The following is a 15,945-nucleotide window of genomic DNA, read 5'->3' as shown; positions in this document are numbered from 1 at the left end:
CAGGACCCCTCCTCATGGCAGCCCGTGCTTATTCCCTCGTATTCCTGCTTTTTCTGACGACCTGGCTCAGTGGTTGTAATGACCAGGATGACGCTGCTAAAGCCGCTAATGATGCGGCACAGAGTCAAACCACCAGCCAGACTGCAACGACGGCTCCGGCCGCTGCCGAAGTCACCGCTAATTCAACCGATACCGCCTCCTCCGCGGCTTCTTCCCCGGCATCAGCAGAGGTGCCCGCCAGTCAGGCGCAGCCTGCCGTGGCAGAAGGAGAGGCCGGGCAGGGCAAGACGCTGCAACAGCCCGTGCTGGATATGGCAGCGGTGAAAAAGAAATACGCCGATGTGCCCTTCAAGGTGCTGGATATGGGGCAGGGCAGCTACAAGGGCAGTCTGGCGGCGTCAGTGATTCTGTCTGCACCGGCTGATCTGACGCAGGATCTCAGCAAGTGGCTGACGCTTAGCCGTGCCGATGGCAAAGCGCTGGACGGTGGCTGGATCGCTGATGACAGCGGTACCCGTCTGTATTTCCCCTATCTGGAGCCCGAAACCCAGTATCACATCCGCGTTAACGAAGGGCTGCCGTCGGCACTGGGTGCCAGTCTGAAAATCACGGACCGGGTGGTGGCCTCCATGCAGGCAGACATCACTACACCGGCGCTGCAGAAAAGCCTCAGCTTTGCCAGTCAGGGTAACTTTCTCGCCCATCGTCTGACTAAAGGGCTGCCGATCACGGCGGTGAATGTCAGTGATGTGGAAGTGGATTTTTACCGGCTGGCTGATAACGATCTGCCCTGGTTTCTGTCGTCGTACGGGAACAGCAACCGCCTCTACGGCTGGGATGCGGAAAGTGTGCTGAAGCGTACCCCGCGCGCCTACACTGGCCGTTATGACCTGCAGCTGCCCGCCAATACCCGTGGCACCCGTTATATTCCCATCAGTAATGTACCTGCGCTGCAGGGCAATGGCGTCTATCTGGCGATCCTGCGTGAAGTCGGTTTTTACGGTGAAAAGTTCACCTCGACCTGGTTTGCCGTCACCGATCTGGGGGTGCATCTGCGCCTGTACGACAAGAGCATGGCGGTGAGTGTGGCCTCTCTGGCCAGTGCCGAGCCGGTGGCCGGGGTGCAGCTGCAGATGCTGGATGGCGAAGGCAATACCCTGTGGTCGGGCGAGGCGGATAAGGACGGCATCGCCAGCGTGCCTGCCACCGAGCTTAAATCCGGCAAGGCGCGTCTGCTGCTGGCACACAAAGACGGCGACACCACGCTGGTCAAGCTCTATGGCCCGGCGCTCGATTTGTCCGAGTTTGATATTCAGGGGCGGCCGCAGCAGGCGCAGTCGTTATTCCTCTACAGTCCGCGTGATCTCTACCGCCCCGGTGAAACCGTGCCGATCAGTGCACTGCTGCGTGACGGTGACGGCAAGGCGGTGCCCGGTGTTGTTCTGCAAAGTGAGCTGCGTCAGCCGGATGGCCGGGTAGTGCGCACCGAGCGCCTGCAGCCGGGCGTGCTCAATTATTACGAAGCCAGCTTCGCCATTGCCAAAGATGCCCCCACGGGTGACTGGAGTGTCAGCGTGACCCTGCCGGATCATTCCCGTCAGGACTACACCTTTAAAGTCGAAGACTTCCTGCCCGAACGCATGACACTGGCGATGGAGGGCGCGCAGCAGATTCTGGCTCATGAAGCCTTCAGCCTGCAGCTCGATGGGCGCTATCTGTATGGCGCACCTGCCAATGGCAACCGGGTACAGAGCCAGCTGGTGGCCAGGCGCTCGCCGCATCCCTTTGCTGCCATGCAGGATTTTTACTTCGGTGATGTCAACGATACCTTCTTCGAACGCCGCGAAGATCTGGATGATGTGCTGCTGGATGATCAGGGTAAAGGGACGCTGGACCTCAGCCCGTTCTGGGATCGCCTTGGCAGTCCGCTGCAGTTGCGCTTGTATGAAAGCCTGCTGGATACCGGCGGGCGTCCGGTGACCCGCCGCTTTATCAGTGAAGTGCTGCCCGCGCCGCAGCTGGTGGGTATTCGTCCGCAGTTCAAAGATGACGAAAGCGACAGTGACAGCGATGCCCGTTTTGATCTGGTGCTGACCGATGGCGAGAAGAAGCTGGCGGCCACTAACCTGACCGCTACGCTGATCCGCGAAGAGCGCAATTACCACTGGACCTATTCCGAGGCCGATGGCTGGAGCAGTAACTTCACCGTGCGGCAGTACCCGGTGACCAGTCAGACGGTCAGCATTGAAGCCGACAAGACGGCCACCGTTGCGATGCCGGTGGAGTGGGGTTACTACCGTCTGGAGGTGACTAACCCTGCCACTAAACTGGTCAGCAGCTATCGTTTCCTTGCGGGCTGGATGCAGGATGACAACGCACTGGCCGGGCGCCCTGACCGTATTGGTCTGGCGCTGGATAAAAAGGCCTACAGGGCAGGTGAGACGATCAGGCTCAAAGTACAGCCACCTGCTGCCGGTAAGGGCTTTGTTACGGTCGAAAGCGATAAGCAGTTGTATCGTCAGGCCGTCACGGTGCCTGCCGAAGGTGCCGTGGTGGAGATTCCGGTCGATGCGGGCTGGGATGGGCATCACGATCTGTATATCAATATGACGCTGGTCCAGCCGGGCAGTGAGCGGGTGGAAAAACTGCCACGGCGGATGATGGGCATTCAGTATCTGCCGCTGGACCGTGAAGAGCGCCATCTGCAGGTCAGTTTACAGGCACCAGACAAAGCCCTGCCGGAAACAATTGTCAACGTCCCCATTACCCTCACCAGCACCGGCAGCCTGCCGAAAACCGCACGGGTGACGCTGGCGGCGGTGGATATGGGCGTGCTGAACATCAGTGACTTCAAAACCCCCGATCCGTTTGGCTGGTTCTTTGCCCAGCGCCGTTATGCCATCGACAGTCGCGACAGCTACGGCGATCTGATTGAGGGCGAGGACGGTGACTTTGCCAAACTGCAGTTTGGCGGTGATGGCGATCTCAATCGTGGTGGCAGCGAGCCCCCCTCGGACGTGCAGATTGTTTCGCTGTTCTCCGGGCTGGTAGACGTGGATGCCGAGGGTAAGGCGCAGGTACCACTGACCCTGCCAGACTTCAACGGCCGGGTGCGTTTGATGGCCGTGGCCTTTGGTGATGATGCCTATGGTTCGGCCGAGCAGGAAATGCAGGTAGCGGCACCGCTGGTGACCCAGCTGACCAAGCCGCGTTTTCTGGCTTCCGGTGATCAGGCCGAGATTGTGCTCGACCTGCATAACCTCAGTGGGGTGACTCAGAAAGCCAGTATTGATGTCAGCACCGGGCAGGGCCTGAGCTTCAGTGATCAGCCTGATCCGCAGCACTGGCAGAAACAGGTTGAGCTGGCGGTCAATCAGAAGGTGTCACTGCATATTCCGGTAACGGCCGGGCAGGAGTTTGGTCTGATCCCCATCCGGGCAGCGATCAGTGGTCTGCATGATCTGCCCGCTGGCGCAAAAGATCAGTTTGTCCGCGAAACATCATTGCGTGTGCGGCCTGCCTGGGCACCGACCCGCCTGAGCTGGCAGCAGGCCATACATCCGGGGCAGGCTTTCCAGCTGCCACAGAGTGCTGCGGCGGCACTGATTCCTTCCAGTATCAAAGGGTCGCTGAGCCTGTCGTCGCTGCCGCCGCTCAATATCAGTGAGTATCTGCAGGCACTGAAGGCTTACCCTTATGGCTGTCTGGAGCAGACCACCAGTGGTGTATTCCCGCAGCTCTACATCAATGACGATCTGCTGGCCCGCATGGGGATTGTGGGGGATGACGCCCAGACCCGTAAGCAGGCACTGGAAATGGCCATTCAGCGGCTGTTTGGCATGCAGCAGTCCAGCGGTGGGTTTGGCCTGTGGAACAGTGACAGCCCGGAAGAATACTGGCTGACGGTGTATGTCACTGACTTCCTGCTGCGCGCCCGTGAAGCCGGTTTTGCCATTCCGGCCAAAAACCTGCAGGACGCCCTCAGTCGCCTCAATGACTATGTGCGCAGCCCCGATATGATCAGCAGCTACTATACGGATGAGCAGGATCGCAGTCGCTTTGCGGTGCAGGCTTATGCCGGGCAGGTGCTGGCCCGTACCGGGCAGGCGCCGCTGTCTGAGCTGCGCAATCTGTACGACAACCTGCGTCAGAACGCAGCGCCACTGCCACTGCTGCAACTGGGGCTGGCGCTGGGCAAAAGCGGCGATGCCCCACGCAGCCAGAAGGCCATCAAACAGGCTCTGGCTGACTTTGCCCGTCAGCCCAAAGAAAGCCGTGGCTATCAGTATTACGCCGACTACGGCAGCTCCATTCGTGACCGGGCGCTGGCCCTGTACTGGCTGGTGGAGGCCGGGCAGCCTGCTGAGCAATGGCAACCCCTGCTGTTCGATCTCTCCCACCGCCTGAAGCAGCGTGAGTGGTTCAGTACGCAGGAAAGCAACGCCCTGTTCCTTGCTGGCAGTGCGGTAATGAACAGCGAAGGCAAGGCCATGAGCCTGATGCTCAGCCACGGCGACAGCAGCGAATCACTGGATCAGACCAGTGTGCAGATGCCTGCTGATGCCGAACTGGTGGGTCAGGGTATGGAAGTGCTGAATCAGGGCAGTGCGGATGCTTATCTCAATCTCACCCTGCTGGGCTACGAGCAGACGCTGCCTCAGGCCATCAATAAAGGCTTGCAGGTGCAACGCAGTCTGTTCAGTGCTGACGGCGTACCGCTGCAGCAGGCCGGTGGCGCTGACAATGGCACCATTACCCTGAAAACCGGCGATATGGTGCTGGTACGCCTTGATGTGCAGAGTGATGAGGCCACCCATCACGTCATGGTGGTGGACCTGCTGCCCGCAGGGCTGGAGCTGGAGAACCAGAATCTGGCTACCTCGGTTGCTCTGGCGGATGTCATGGTGGAAGGCAGTAAAATCTCCGAGGTCATGCAGTATCAGGATATTCGCCATCAGGAATATCGTGATGACCGCTACGTGGCTGCGGTGGAGATGAGTTCCCGCCGTGCCCAGCTGTACTATCTGGCGCGTGCAGTCTCTCCCGGTACCTACCGGCTGGCACCGACCTATGCCGAAGCCATGTATGACCCGCAGGTGCGTCATCAGGGCGGCAGGCAGCCGCAGCTGATCGTCAGGGGGCGCTGAGACTGGTAATACGGTCTCAGCCGTCCGCTGCTGGCATGGCCGGATAAGGTGATTCTTATCCGGCCACTGCGGTGGTCTGCCCTGTCTGCATTTATCACGTCTGACTGGCCTGTACCCGAATGAACATGAACAACGTAGCCTGTCGGTACTGGCGGTGTCTGAGCCGGCGTATGCGGGCAGTGGTCGTTTTTCTGCTGGTGCTGTTGTTGCTGGCAGCGCTGGCCGGCTGGGCAGATCGCCGCTATCCGCTGCCCGCTGCGCCACACTTCAGCACCGTTATACTGGACCGCGCCGGTGAGCCACTGCGGGCCTTTGCCGATGAACAGGGCATCTGGCGGTATCCGGTGACGCTGGATGAGGTGTCGCCGGAATACCTGCAATTACTGATCAGTTACGAAGACCGCTGGTTCTACTGGCATCCCGGTATCAACCCCATCGCCATCCTGCGGGCCTTCTGGCAGAACGTCAGTAATGGGGAAATTGTTTCCGGTGGGTCCACTCTGACCATGCAGGTCGCTCGGCTGCTGGAGCCGGAGCAGCAGTTAAGCGGGCAGCGCAGCTATCTGCTCAAGTTGCGGCAGATTGCCCGTGCGCTGCAGCTGGAGTGGCACTACAGCAAAGACCAGATTCTCACCCTGTATCTGAATCTCGCTCCCTTTGGCGGGCCGCTTTCCGGTGTGCAGGCGGCCAGTTTCAGCTATTTCGGTAAACCGGTGCGCCAGCTCAGTGACGCCGAAGCCGCGTTGCTGGCGGTGCTACCGCAACGGCCCAGTGCCCTGCGGCCTGATCGCTATCCGCAGCGGGCACATCAGGCGCGCGATAAGGTACTGCAGCGTATGGCTGAGCTGGGGGTCTGGCCTGCCACGCGGGTGGCCGATGCACTGATCGAGCCGGTCAGCGTACTGCGCCAGCGTTCACCAATGCTGGCGCCCCTGCTGGCGCGCCGCCTGCACGATAGCTGTGCCGACTGCCAGCGCATTCAGTCCACTCTTAAGGTCAGGGTGCAGCGGCAGGTAGAGCAGGCCGTGCAGCGCTATCTGGCTCATCTGCCCCCAGCACAGTCGGTGGCGGTACTGGTGGTGGATAACAGTGATATGTCGGTGCTGGCCTATGTTGGCTCGGCAGACTTCCTCTCGGAAACACGCGCCGGTCATGTCGACATGGTGCAGGCAGTGCGCTCACCGGGCTCCACCCTCAAGCCTTTTCTCTACGGCATGGCGCTGGATCAGGGGCTGATCCATTCGGCGTCACTGCTGATAGATGCGCCTCGTTTTGACCGGGCTTACCGACCACACAATTTCAGCGGTGGTTTCAACGGCCCGGTCAGCGCCAGTGAGGCACTGCAGCGTTCACTCAATATTCCCGCCGTACAGTTACTTGACCATATCGGTGCCGGGCGCTTTGCCTCGCAGCTGCAACATGGCGGGCTGCAACTGTTCGGGCCGGGCGCGCGCCAGCCGAATGAGTCGCTGATTCTGGGTGGGATCGGCGTGCGTCTGGATGAGCTGGTCGGCAGCTACGCCGCACTGGCACGCGGAGGCAAAGCGGCGCTGCCGCGTCTCACGCCTCAGCAACCCTTACAGGAGCGTTATCTGCTCAGTCCGGGCGCGGCCTGGATTATCTGGCGGATGCTGGCGCACAGCCCCTATCAGGTGATTCAGCGGCTGACTGGCGACAGCTGGAATCTGGCCTGGAAAACTGGCACCAGCTATGGCTTTCGTGATGCCTGGGCGGTGGGCGTGACGCAGGAGCTGACCATCGGTGTGTGGGTGGGCAGGCCCGATGGCAGTCCCAGCCCCGGTGAGCAGGGCAGCACAGCGGCTGCGCCACTGCTGTTCAGCCTCTACAGCTCACTGGCTTCGGCACAGGGGCGGCAGGCCTTGCTACCACCTGCCAGTGTCAGTCAGGCAGAAATATGCTGGCCTCTCGGCACCCTTGCATCTGCCAGTGAAAACCAGCATGGAAACTGCATGCGCAAGATGTCGGCGTGGTTGCTGGATGGCACTGTGCCGCCGACCCTGGCCGAAGGAGATGAGATTCAGCTGGGTTCGCTGCTGGAGCGAATATGGTTACAGCCGGGCACAGGGCTGCGTGCAGAACCGGCCTGTGCTCCCGGTGAGCCCTTGCAGGAGCAGCAGGTGGCCTTGTGGCCGATGGCGCTGGAACCCTGGTTGCCCCGTGACTGGCGGCGCAGCCGGCGGCTGCCGGGTGTGGCTGACGAATGTGCTTTGCTGGGTGCCGAGCAGCTGCCGCTGCAGATCACGACGCTGCCTGACGGGGCTGAAATTCAGCAGCCGGGCAGGGTGCGTGCACCTATTCCGATCAATCTGCATGCCGATGGTGGTAGCGGTGAACGGGCCTGGTATCTCAATGGCGTTTTTATCGGGCGCAGTTCTGTGGTGGGGGTATTACCCTACAGCTTTACTCAGCCCGGGCCCTATCAGCTGAGTGTGACGGACCAGCAGGGCAATACCGACATGATCAGTCTGATCGTGAAAATGAAATAGATCCCGCTGTCTCTGTCCTCGGACAGAGTGGGATAAGGAAGAGGATAGTATCCAGGGATGTTTAGTGTGTTTACTCACCTTCGTCGTGGTCGGCAGGATCATCAGTCTGTTCACTTCACGCCTGCGGCGTGTGAAAAGTGGCGGCTGGGGCTGGCCGTCCTGCCGTTAGCGCTGATACTGACTGGGTGTGCAGGGCGCAATATGCCGCCGCAAAGCTATATCGGGCGTTATCACATCGAAGAGCCGAAGGCAGATGCTTACCGGGTATGCTCGGTGGTCAACTGCGATGAAAACAGCCGCCTGAAGCTCAGTGCCGATGAGCGCCAGCAGCTGCACGCTGTGTTTGAACCTGCCGCTGTGGATGCGGTGCAGGAGCGCAAGCAGGTTGCTGCCGCCGTGGCGCTGCTGGAGCGCATCAACGGGGCGAAGAACAATACCGCCGGTGATGAGGCGAGGAATCATGGCACCTTTGCCAGCTCGCCACAGCTTGACTGCATTGCCGAAACGATTAACACGACAGTGGCGCTGTTGCTGATGCAGCGCGAAGGGCTGCTGCATTTCCATCACACTGGTTATCCGGGCCATCGCGGGCCCCTGCAGCTGCTGGGGCCGCACAATACCGCGGTGATGGTAGAAAACGACAACGGTCAGGAATATGCCGTCGATTCGTGGTTTTTTGCCAACGGTGTCGAGCCGGTGGTGGTGCCGCTAGCCGAGTGGCGAGCAGGCTATGACCCCGACAAAGACCCGAACAGGCTGAACGCGGCAGCCGCTGCCGTCGAGCCCGGCCCTCAGCCGGTCGCAGAGCCGGAGAATATGCCTGCACGCTAAGTCGCTGGCTGAGCGGAAATGAACAAGGCCGGAGCAGTGATAACTGTTCCGGCCTTGTCTGTTGAGCCTTGCTGGTTCTGCGAGCGGTTAAGTACGCTGGCAGTCTACTCCATGGATTTGACCGGGTTCTCGGCAAACAGAAAACGGTCGTCCTGCATGTCATCGTTGATCTCAGATGCCTGAAACAACATCTGCTTAGTGTTTTCCAGATGCTGCCACATGGCGCGTTTGGCCCCCTGTGGGTCCTTGCGAATCAGTGCTTTAAGAATCTGTTCGTGATCTTCACACCAGCTGTCGATGGAGCTGGCGTCGATATGTTCATGCAGTTTGCGCCAGTAGGGGTTCTGTTCACGCTGGTGCCAGAGTTTCTCTACCAGCGTCACCAGTACCGAGTTCTGGGTGGCCTGGGCGACCTGAATGTGAAAGCGTTTGTCCCACTCGGAGTCACGGTAGCGGTCTTCCTGTCTGGCCTGCTCCTGAATGGCCATCAGCTGCACGATATCGCTTTTGGTAACCTGACTGGCGGCAAACTCGGCGATATTGCTTTCCAGCAGTTGTCTGGCCTGCAACATCTCGAACGGGCCAGCCGACAGGGTCATGAACTCGTTGTCGTTCCCGGCGTCGGCAGGCGTTTTGATCTGTTGGGAAATGACATGAATGCCTGAGCCCTTGCGAACTTCAACCAGACCTTCCACTTCCAGCATGATGATGCCTTCGCGGACCACGGTGCGGCTGACGTTCATGTCTTCAGCGATATAGCGCTCTGCGGGCAGCTTGTCGCCGATGGCATAGCGTCCGGCGGCAATCTGTTTCTTCAGCTCGGCCGCGACATGCTGGTAAAGCCGTTTCGGCTCGTCACTGTCCATGTCTTTCAAGGTCTCTTTCAACGTCTCTTTCAACATAGTGCTCGTGCAACCCTTCGGGTAGGGGGTGGTGGCAACCGAAGTCATACCACTTGACGGCCTAGTATACCGGTTTATACGGCATTGAATCAGGCCGGCAGTGACTGTTGTCCGACAGCCACTGCTTTTTGTATGACAGCTTTACAGCATGTTTAAAAGACAATCAGTGCATGCCGAACAGGTGTGGCAGGAACAGTGACAGCTGTGGGATGTAGGTGACAGCAAACAGACTGACCACCAGTGCCAGGAAGAACGGCATCATCGGGCCAATCAGATGTTTCAGTTTCACGCCAGATACCGAGCAGCCGATGAACAGCGCACTGCCTACCGGTGGCGTACACAGACCGATACACAGGTTGAACACCATCATGATGCCAAAGTGCACCGGGTCCATGCCCAGCTGGGTGGCGATGGGCAGGAAGATCGGGGTAAAGATCAGCACCGCCGGCGTCATGTCCATGAACACCCCGACAATCAGCAGAATAATGTTGATGATGAACAGGATGACGATGGGGTTTTCCGACACGCTCATCAGCGCATCGCTGATGGCATAGGGAATGTCTGCGTTGGTCATGGCCCAGGACATGCCGACGGAAATGCCGATCAGCAGCAGCACGATGGCAGTGGTGACGACGGATTCCAGAATGATCTTCGGCAGATCCTGCAATTTCACCTGACGGTAAATCAGTACCGACAGAATAAAGGTGTAGACCACCGCGATGGCTGAGGCTTCAGTGGCGGTGAAGACGCCGGCAATGATGCCGCCCATGACAATCACGATCATCAGCAGGCTGGGAATGGCATCGATAAAAGCTTTGAAAATCTGTGCCAGTGTAGGGCGTTCAGATACCGGGTAGCCACGACGTTTGGAGATGATATAGCCAACCACCATGATGCTCAGACCCATCAGGATGCCGGGGATGTAGCCCGCCATAAACAGGGTGGCAACTGATACACCGCCTGCCGTCAGGGCATAGACGATCAGCACATTGGAGGGCGGAATCAGCAAACCGGTGATGCAGGAGGTCACGTTAACCGCAGCGGAGTAGGCCGGGTTGTAGCCTGCCTGTTTTTGCAGCGGGGCCATGGTGCCACCCACGGCAGCGGCAGCAGCGACGGCTGAGCCGGAGATAGAGCCAAACATCATGTTGGCCATAACATTGACGTGACCAAGTGAGCCGGGCATGCGGCCCACCAGAATCTGCGACAGATTTATAAGGCGCTGGGCGATACCGCCGCTGTTCATCAGGATGCCGGCGAAGACAAAGAAGGGGATGGCCAGCAGCGAGAAGTTATCCAGCCCTGCTGCCATTTTCTGCGAAACCACGGTAATAGCCACATGCAGGGGCAGCATAGTGGCTGCCGACGCCAGCGTGGCGATACCAATAGAAAAGGAAACCGGTACGCCAATCAGCACCAGTACGAAGAAGCTACCAAACATCACCAGGGGGGCTAACCAATCCATCACGCACGCTCCTCGATAATCTGCTGGGCTGGCTGATGGTGTTCAAGCATGGCTTCAAGAATGAAGATCACTGCGTAGAACATCATGATCAGGCCGGAAATAGGCAGCACCGCATACACATATGCCATGGGAATCTGCATGGCAGGGGAGACCTGGCCGGTGGTGTAGACCTTCTCTACCAGCTCACTGCCTCCCCAGACCATGGCGAGGGCACAGAAGCCGAAGATGCAGAGGTTGATGATGACCTGGCTGATCATTTTACGCACGCCGCTGAGGTTGCCGGTCAGCAGGTCGATACTCAGATGGCGCTGAGCGCCGGTGGTATAGGCAGCGCCGAGCAGGCCAACCCAGATCATGCTGAAGCGGGCCAGTTCATCCGTTAGGGTGCTGGGGTTGTTAAGGACGTAACGGCTGAATACCTGCCAGACCACGCAGGCGACCAGTACGACCATGACGATAATGGAGAAAGCGGCGATCAGCTGATCGATGGGCTTCTTGTATTTTTCCAGGCGCATTGTGTTTCTCCCCGGTGTGACACGATTGGGGGACTGCAGGTCAGGCAGAAAGCCCGACCACCGACGTGATCATTCCGGGACGATGACACGGTGTCGGTGTCGGGCGCTGCCAGCAGTCGCTGGGCGGTAGCCCTGATATCTCCTCTCTGACCTGCATTGGCGCGGGCCAGACCTGAGATACATAACTACTGCTGACCTTATTTGGAGGCTTCTACCCCTTCCACTTTCTCAAGCCAGGGTGCGATCTCAGGATCTTTACGGAAGTCCTCGTAGAGTGGCGCCAGCGCATCACGGAAGGCTTTCTTGTCTACCTGAATAAACTGAGAACCATCTGCTTCGGCTTTCTTGCGGGAGTCGGCCACGACTTCATCCCACAGTTTGGCTTCATAGGTTTCAGAGTGCTGAGCAGCCGCGGTCAGAATTTGCTTCTGCTTGTCGTCCAGTTTGTTCCAGGTCTGGGTCGAAATCAGCAGATAGTCAGGCACCATGGTATGGCCGTCTTCTGCGTAGTACTTGGCGACTTCAGCGTGACGGGTCTGGTAATAGGAGGGCTCATTATTCTCGGCGGCGTCGATGACACCCTGCTGCAGGGCGGTATAGACCTCACCGAAAGGAATGGGGGTGGGAGCACCGCCCAGCAGCTCGATCATTTTCAGGGTAGTAGGTGTGGCGACCACACGAATTTTCAGCCCTTTCAGATCAGCGGGGGTGTGAATGGGCTTCTTGGCGTAGAAACTGCGGCTGCCTGCCTGATAGGCGGCCAGCGCGACAAAGCCTTTATCTTTGGGAATCTGCATCATCTCTCTGCCGATATCGCCGTAGATCACCTTGTTGAACTGCTCCTGACTGGTGAACAGGTAGGGCAGGCTGAACAGGGCGAAAGGCTTGGCAAAGGGTTCGATCTCGCTGGCACTGCCTTTGGTCATATCGAGGGCGCCGTTCTGCATCAGTTCAATCGTCTCGCGTGGACCACCCATCTGGCCACCGGGATAGATGCGCATACGGATGGAGCCGCCGGACTCCTTCTCGACTTCCTTGGCCATGGCTTCCAGCGCCTGGCTGACCACATGGCTGTTATCCAGGTTGTGGGCCAGTTTCAGGGTGATCTTGTCAGCAGCCTGGGCTGCCAGAGACATCGCGGTGACGGGCAGCGCCAGCAGAATGCCTTGAGCCAGTTTTTTCAAATTCATGGATAAACCTCGATATTTATAGTTGTGTCGGTCTACTGAACAGGGTGTAGATCCATTCTTCTTGTGTAGATCCATCAGTTGCACGTGAAACCAGAAGTTTCTCCTGTCTGACCAGTTTTGGCGTACCTGTCTGACAGTGGCGACTGAAGGGAATCATAGCAGCGGATCTTTTTGCTGCAATTGGTTAGACATCTTTTTCCATAAAAAACCAATATCCGTGATCTTTGTCAGGGCTTTAACCCCTGATTTCATTGTGAATTTCTGGTTTTTAATACTTTAGTCGCATGGTTTAGCCCTCTTGAACTGGTCTGCATGAAGCAATAAGCTAGGCCTCCGTAAGAAAAACAAAATTGGTATAACAACTTTGTGAGTCTGGTTGCCTCTTACTGTTTCTTCCCTGAGCTGTTCAGGTGCAACCTCGCCAACCGGGCCACATCAAGCTGCCGTGCCGCTGCCGAGGAGCCATGCTCATGACCACTTTCCTGTCTGAAGATTTCCTGCTGGATACCGATGTCGCCAAGCGCCTCTACCATGAGCATGCCGCCCACCAGCCGATCTTCGACTACCACTGCCATTTGCCCCCACGGCAGATCGCGGAAGATTATCAGTTCAAAAACCTGTATGACATCTGGCTCAAAGGTGACCACTACAAATGGCGGGCCATGCGCTCCAATGGTGTGGATGAGCGTTTCTGTACCGGCGATGCCGGCGACTGGGAAAAGTTTCAGGCCTGGGCGGCGACGGTTCCTCATACCATCGGTAATCCGCTGTATCACTGGACTCACCTTGAGCTGCGCCGCCCTTTCGGTCTGACTGGCGTACTGCTGGCACCTGAGACCGCCAGGCAGGTATGGGACTTCTGCGCAGACAAACTGACTGACCCGGCATTCAGTGCCCGCGGTATCCTGCGCCAGATGAATGTAAAAATGGTGGGTACCACCGATGATCCTGTTGATGATCTGAGCCACCACAAGGCCATCGCTGAGGATGGTTTTGAGATCAAGATTCTGCCCAGCTGGCGCCCCGACCGCGCCTTTAATATCGAATCCCCTTCCTTTGTTGACTATTTGGGGCGCCTTGAGGCTACCGCGGATGTCAGCATCGTGCGCTTTGCTGATCTGTGTAAGGCGCTGGAGCGTCGTCTTGATCACTTCGCCGCTCACGGCTGCAAGATTGCTGACCATGCGCTGGATGTGGTGGTGTATGGCGAGGCGGACAGCAGCACGCTGGATGCCATTCTCGATAGTCGCCGTGCCGGTAAAGCACTGAACGAGCAGCAGGTAGCGCAGTTCAAAACCGCGGTATTGCTCTATCTGGCGGGCGAATATAACCGTCGTGGCTGGGTGCAGCAGTACCACATCGGCGCCCTGCGTAATAACAATACCCGCCTGCTGGCGGAGCTGGGGCCGGATACCGGCTTTGATTCCATCAACGATTCGCCCATTGCTGCACCGCTGTCACGTCTGCTGGATGCGCAGGAGCGCGCTCGCGCGCTGCCGAAGACCATTCTTTACTGCCTGAACCCACGGGATAACGAAGTGCTGGGCACCATGATTGGTAACTTCCAGGGCGGCGGTATTGCCGGACGCATGCAGTTTGGTTCCGGCTGGTGGTTCAACGATCAGAAGGACGGCATGATCCGCCAGATGACGCAGCTGGCGCAGCTGGGCCTGCTGAGCCGCTTTGTCGGCATGCTGACCGACAGCCGCAGCTTCCTGTCCTATACCCGCCATGAGTATTTCCGCCGCATTCTGTGCCAGATGATCGGGCGCTGGGTAGCAGATGGCGAAGCACCCGCCGATATGCAGCTGCTGGGCAGCATGGTGGAGAACATCTGCTTTAACAACGCCCGTGACTATTTCGGCATTGAGCTGTGAGGTGCGGAACATGACGGTACTGAACCGCACAGCTTTCCCCGGACGACAGCACCCTGATCGGGCCATTCAGTTCGGTGCAGGCAACTTTATGCGCGCCTTTATCGACTGGCAGCTGGATGTGCTCAATGAGCACACCGCGCTGGATGCCGGTGTGGTGGTCATTCGCTCCATCGGTGGCAGCCATGCTGACGGCCAGGTTTCTGAGCTGAATCAGCAGGACGGGCTGTATACCACGCTGATTCAGGGTCTCGATGAACAGGGGCAGGTGGTGCGCAGCCAGCGCCTGATCCGCTGCGTTAACCGTGAAATTCATGCCGGTGACGCCTTTGATGAGGTGCTGGAACTGGCACGTAATCCGGATGTGCGCTGGGTGTTTTCCAATACCACGGAAGCCGGTATCCGCTTCGAGCCTGCCGACAGCCTGCAGGATCAGCCACCTGCGAGCTTTCCCGCCAAGCTGACGCGCCTGTTGTGGGAGCGCTTTCAATGCTTTGAAGGCGCCAGCAACATGGGCTGGGTGATTCTGCCGTGTGAGCTGATTGACTATAACGGCGAGGCGCTGAAAGCGCTGGTACTGCGTTATGCCGAACAGTGGCAACTGCCTGAACGCTTCAGTCAGTGGCTGGAGCAGAGTAATACCTTCTGTTCCACACTGGTGGATCGGATTGTCACCGGTTTCCCGCGCGAGCAGCAGGCCACTTTGCGTGATGAACTGGGTTATGACGACCCCTTACTGGTCGCTGCCGAGCACTTTCATCTGCTGGTGATTCAGGGGCCGCAATGGCTGGAGCAGGCCCTGTGTCTGGATGTGCTACGTGAGAAGCAGGCCCGTGGCGAGATCGACTGCCCGCGTCTGAATATCCATATCGTCGATGACATTGCGCCCTATAAAGAGCGCAAGGTGGCCATCCTTAACGGCGCTCATACCGCGATGGTGCCCGTGGCCTGGCTAAGCGGGCTGGATACCGTGGGTGAAGCCATGGCCGATGAGCAGATCTGTGCTTTCGTTGAGCAGTTACTGCAGCAGGAAGTAATCCCTGTGCTCAGCCTGCCGCAGGCAGAGCTGCAGGCCTTTGCGGCTGACGTGCTCAATCGCTTCCGCAATCCCTTTATCCGTCATCAGCTGCTGTCCATTGCCCTGAATGGCATGACCAAGTTTGCCACCCGCCTGCTGCCGACCCTGCTGGCCAGTCAGCGACAGCAAGGCCAGTGGCCACTGCATATCACCTTCAGTCTGGCCGCCTTGCTGGCGTTCTACCGGGGTAAGCGCGACGGTCAGGGTTATGCACTGCAGGATGATCAGCGCTGGCTGACGTTCTACGCGACGGCCTGGCAACAGCACGCCGACGGTGAGCTGAGTATTTATGAACTGGTCCATCAGGTACTGGCGGATCAGCAGCACTGGCAGCAGGACCTTTCTGCCCTGCCGGGTCTGGTTGCCTGCGTGAGCGACCAGCTGGAACAGATCATCACCGTAGGGATGCGCGCAGCCCTGCCGCGGCAGGAGTAAT

The 15,945-nt window shown here is 58.5% G+C and carries 9 protein-coding genes; 5 read left to right on the top strand and 4 right to left on the bottom strand.

Annotated elements, in window-relative coordinates; genetic code table 11:
- Window positions 1–14: 14 nt before the first annotated feature.
- The 3 genes from QCD60_RS04055 (at window position 15) to QCD60_RS04045 (ending at window position 8,485) form a co-directional block, all read left to right on the top strand.
- A complete protein-coding gene (locus QCD60_RS04055; RefSeq protein ID WP_279782646.1) occupies window positions 15–5,147 on the top strand; it encodes an alpha-2-macroglobulin in 5,133 nt (1,710 codons plus the stop codon).
- Between the two features lie 170 nt (window positions 5,148–5,317).
- Window positions 5,318–7,654: a penicillin-binding protein 1C gene (pbpC, locus tag QCD60_RS04050; RefSeq protein WP_279782644.1), complete on the top strand. Its 2,337-nt coding sequence runs from the start codon at window positions 5,318–5,320 to the stop codon at window positions 7,652–7,654.
- Window positions 7,655–7,720: 66 nt separating this feature from the next.
- Window positions 7,721–8,485: a hypothetical protein gene (locus QCD60_RS04045; protein WP_279782642.1), complete on the top strand. Its 765-nt coding sequence runs from the start codon at window positions 7,721–7,723 to the stop codon at window positions 8,483–8,485.
- Between the two features lie 104 nt (window positions 8,486–8,589).
- Here the strand turns inward: QCD60_RS04045 and exuR are convergent, their stop codons facing one another.
- The 4 genes from exuR to QCD60_RS04025 form a co-directional block, all read right to left on the bottom strand.
- Window positions 8,590–9,372: a transcriptional regulator ExuR gene (gene exuR, locus QCD60_RS04040; RefSeq protein ID WP_279782640.1), complete on the bottom strand. Its 783-nt coding sequence runs from the start codon at window positions 9,370–9,372 to the stop codon at window positions 8,590–8,592.
- Window positions 9,373–9,550: 178 nt separating this feature from the next.
- Window positions 9,551–10,852: a TRAP transporter large permease gene (locus tag QCD60_RS04035; RefSeq protein WP_279782638.1), complete on the bottom strand. Its 1,302-nt coding sequence runs from the start codon at window positions 10,850–10,852 to the stop codon at window positions 9,551–9,553.
- A complete protein-coding gene (locus QCD60_RS04030; protein WP_279782635.1) occupies window positions 10,852–11,367 on the bottom strand; it encodes a TRAP transporter small permease in 516 nt (171 codons plus the stop codon). Before QCD60_RS04030 ends, QCD60_RS04035 begins: the two co-directional genes overlap by 1 nt.
- A gap of 197 nt (window positions 11,368–11,564) precedes the next feature.
- Window positions 11,565–12,557: a TRAP transporter substrate-binding protein gene (locus QCD60_RS04025; RefSeq protein WP_279782633.1), complete on the bottom strand. Its 993-nt coding sequence runs from the start codon at window positions 12,555–12,557 to the stop codon at window positions 11,565–11,567.
- 470 nt (window positions 12,558–13,027) lie between these two features.
- Here QCD60_RS04025 and uxaC point away from each other — a divergent pair, with 470 nt between their 5' ends.
- A complete protein-coding gene (uxaC, locus tag QCD60_RS04020) occupies window positions 13,028–14,434 on the top strand; it encodes a glucuronate isomerase (RefSeq protein ID WP_279782630.1) in 1,407 nt (468 codons plus the stop codon).
- A gap of 10 nt (window positions 14,435–14,444) precedes the next feature.
- Window positions 14,445–15,944 (top strand): tagaturonate reductase, encoded by a 1,500-nt coding sequence (locus tag QCD60_RS04015; RefSeq protein ID WP_279782628.1) that lies wholly within the window; start codon window positions 14,445–14,447, stop codon window positions 15,942–15,944.
- Window position 15,945 lies beyond the last annotated feature (1 nt).

The sequence above is a fragment of the Pokkaliibacter sp. MBI-7 genome (assembly GCF_029846635.1).
In the GTDB taxonomy this organism is placed as follows: domain Bacteria; phylum Pseudomonadota; class Gammaproteobacteria; order Pseudomonadales; family Balneatricaceae; genus Pokkaliibacter.
Note: the sequence above shows the minus strand (reverse complement) of the source record. Positions and strands in the feature narration are given on the sequence as shown.

Excerpts from the sequence above, each read along its gene's own strand:
- QCD60_RS04035 (WP_279782638.1), bottom strand. The coding sequence starts at position 10,852 with ATGGATTGGTTAGCCCCCCTGGTGATGTTTGGTAGCTTCTTCGTACTG.
- QCD60_RS04015 (WP_279782628.1), top strand. The coding sequence starts at position 14,445 with ATGACGGTACTGAACCGCACAGCTTTCCCCGGACGACAGCACCCTGAT.
- QCD60_RS04025 (WP_279782633.1), bottom strand. The coding sequence starts at position 12,557 with ATGAATTTGAAAAAACTGGCTCAAGGCATTCTGCTGGCGCTGCCCGTC.
- pbpC (WP_279782644.1), top strand. The coding sequence starts at position 5,318 with ATGCGGGCAGTGGTCGTTTTTCTGCTGGTGCTGTTGTTGCTGGCAGCG.
- uxaC (WP_279782630.1), top strand. The coding sequence starts at position 13,028 with ATGACCACTTTCCTGTCTGAAGATTTCCTGCTGGATACCGATGTCGCC.
- QCD60_RS04030 (WP_279782635.1), bottom strand. The coding sequence starts at position 11,367 with ATGCGCCTGGAAAAATACAAGAAGCCCATCGATCAGCTGATCGCCGCT.
- QCD60_RS04055 (WP_279782646.1), top strand. The coding sequence starts at position 15 with ATGGCAGCCCGTGCTTATTCCCTCGTATTCCTGCTTTTTCTGACGACC.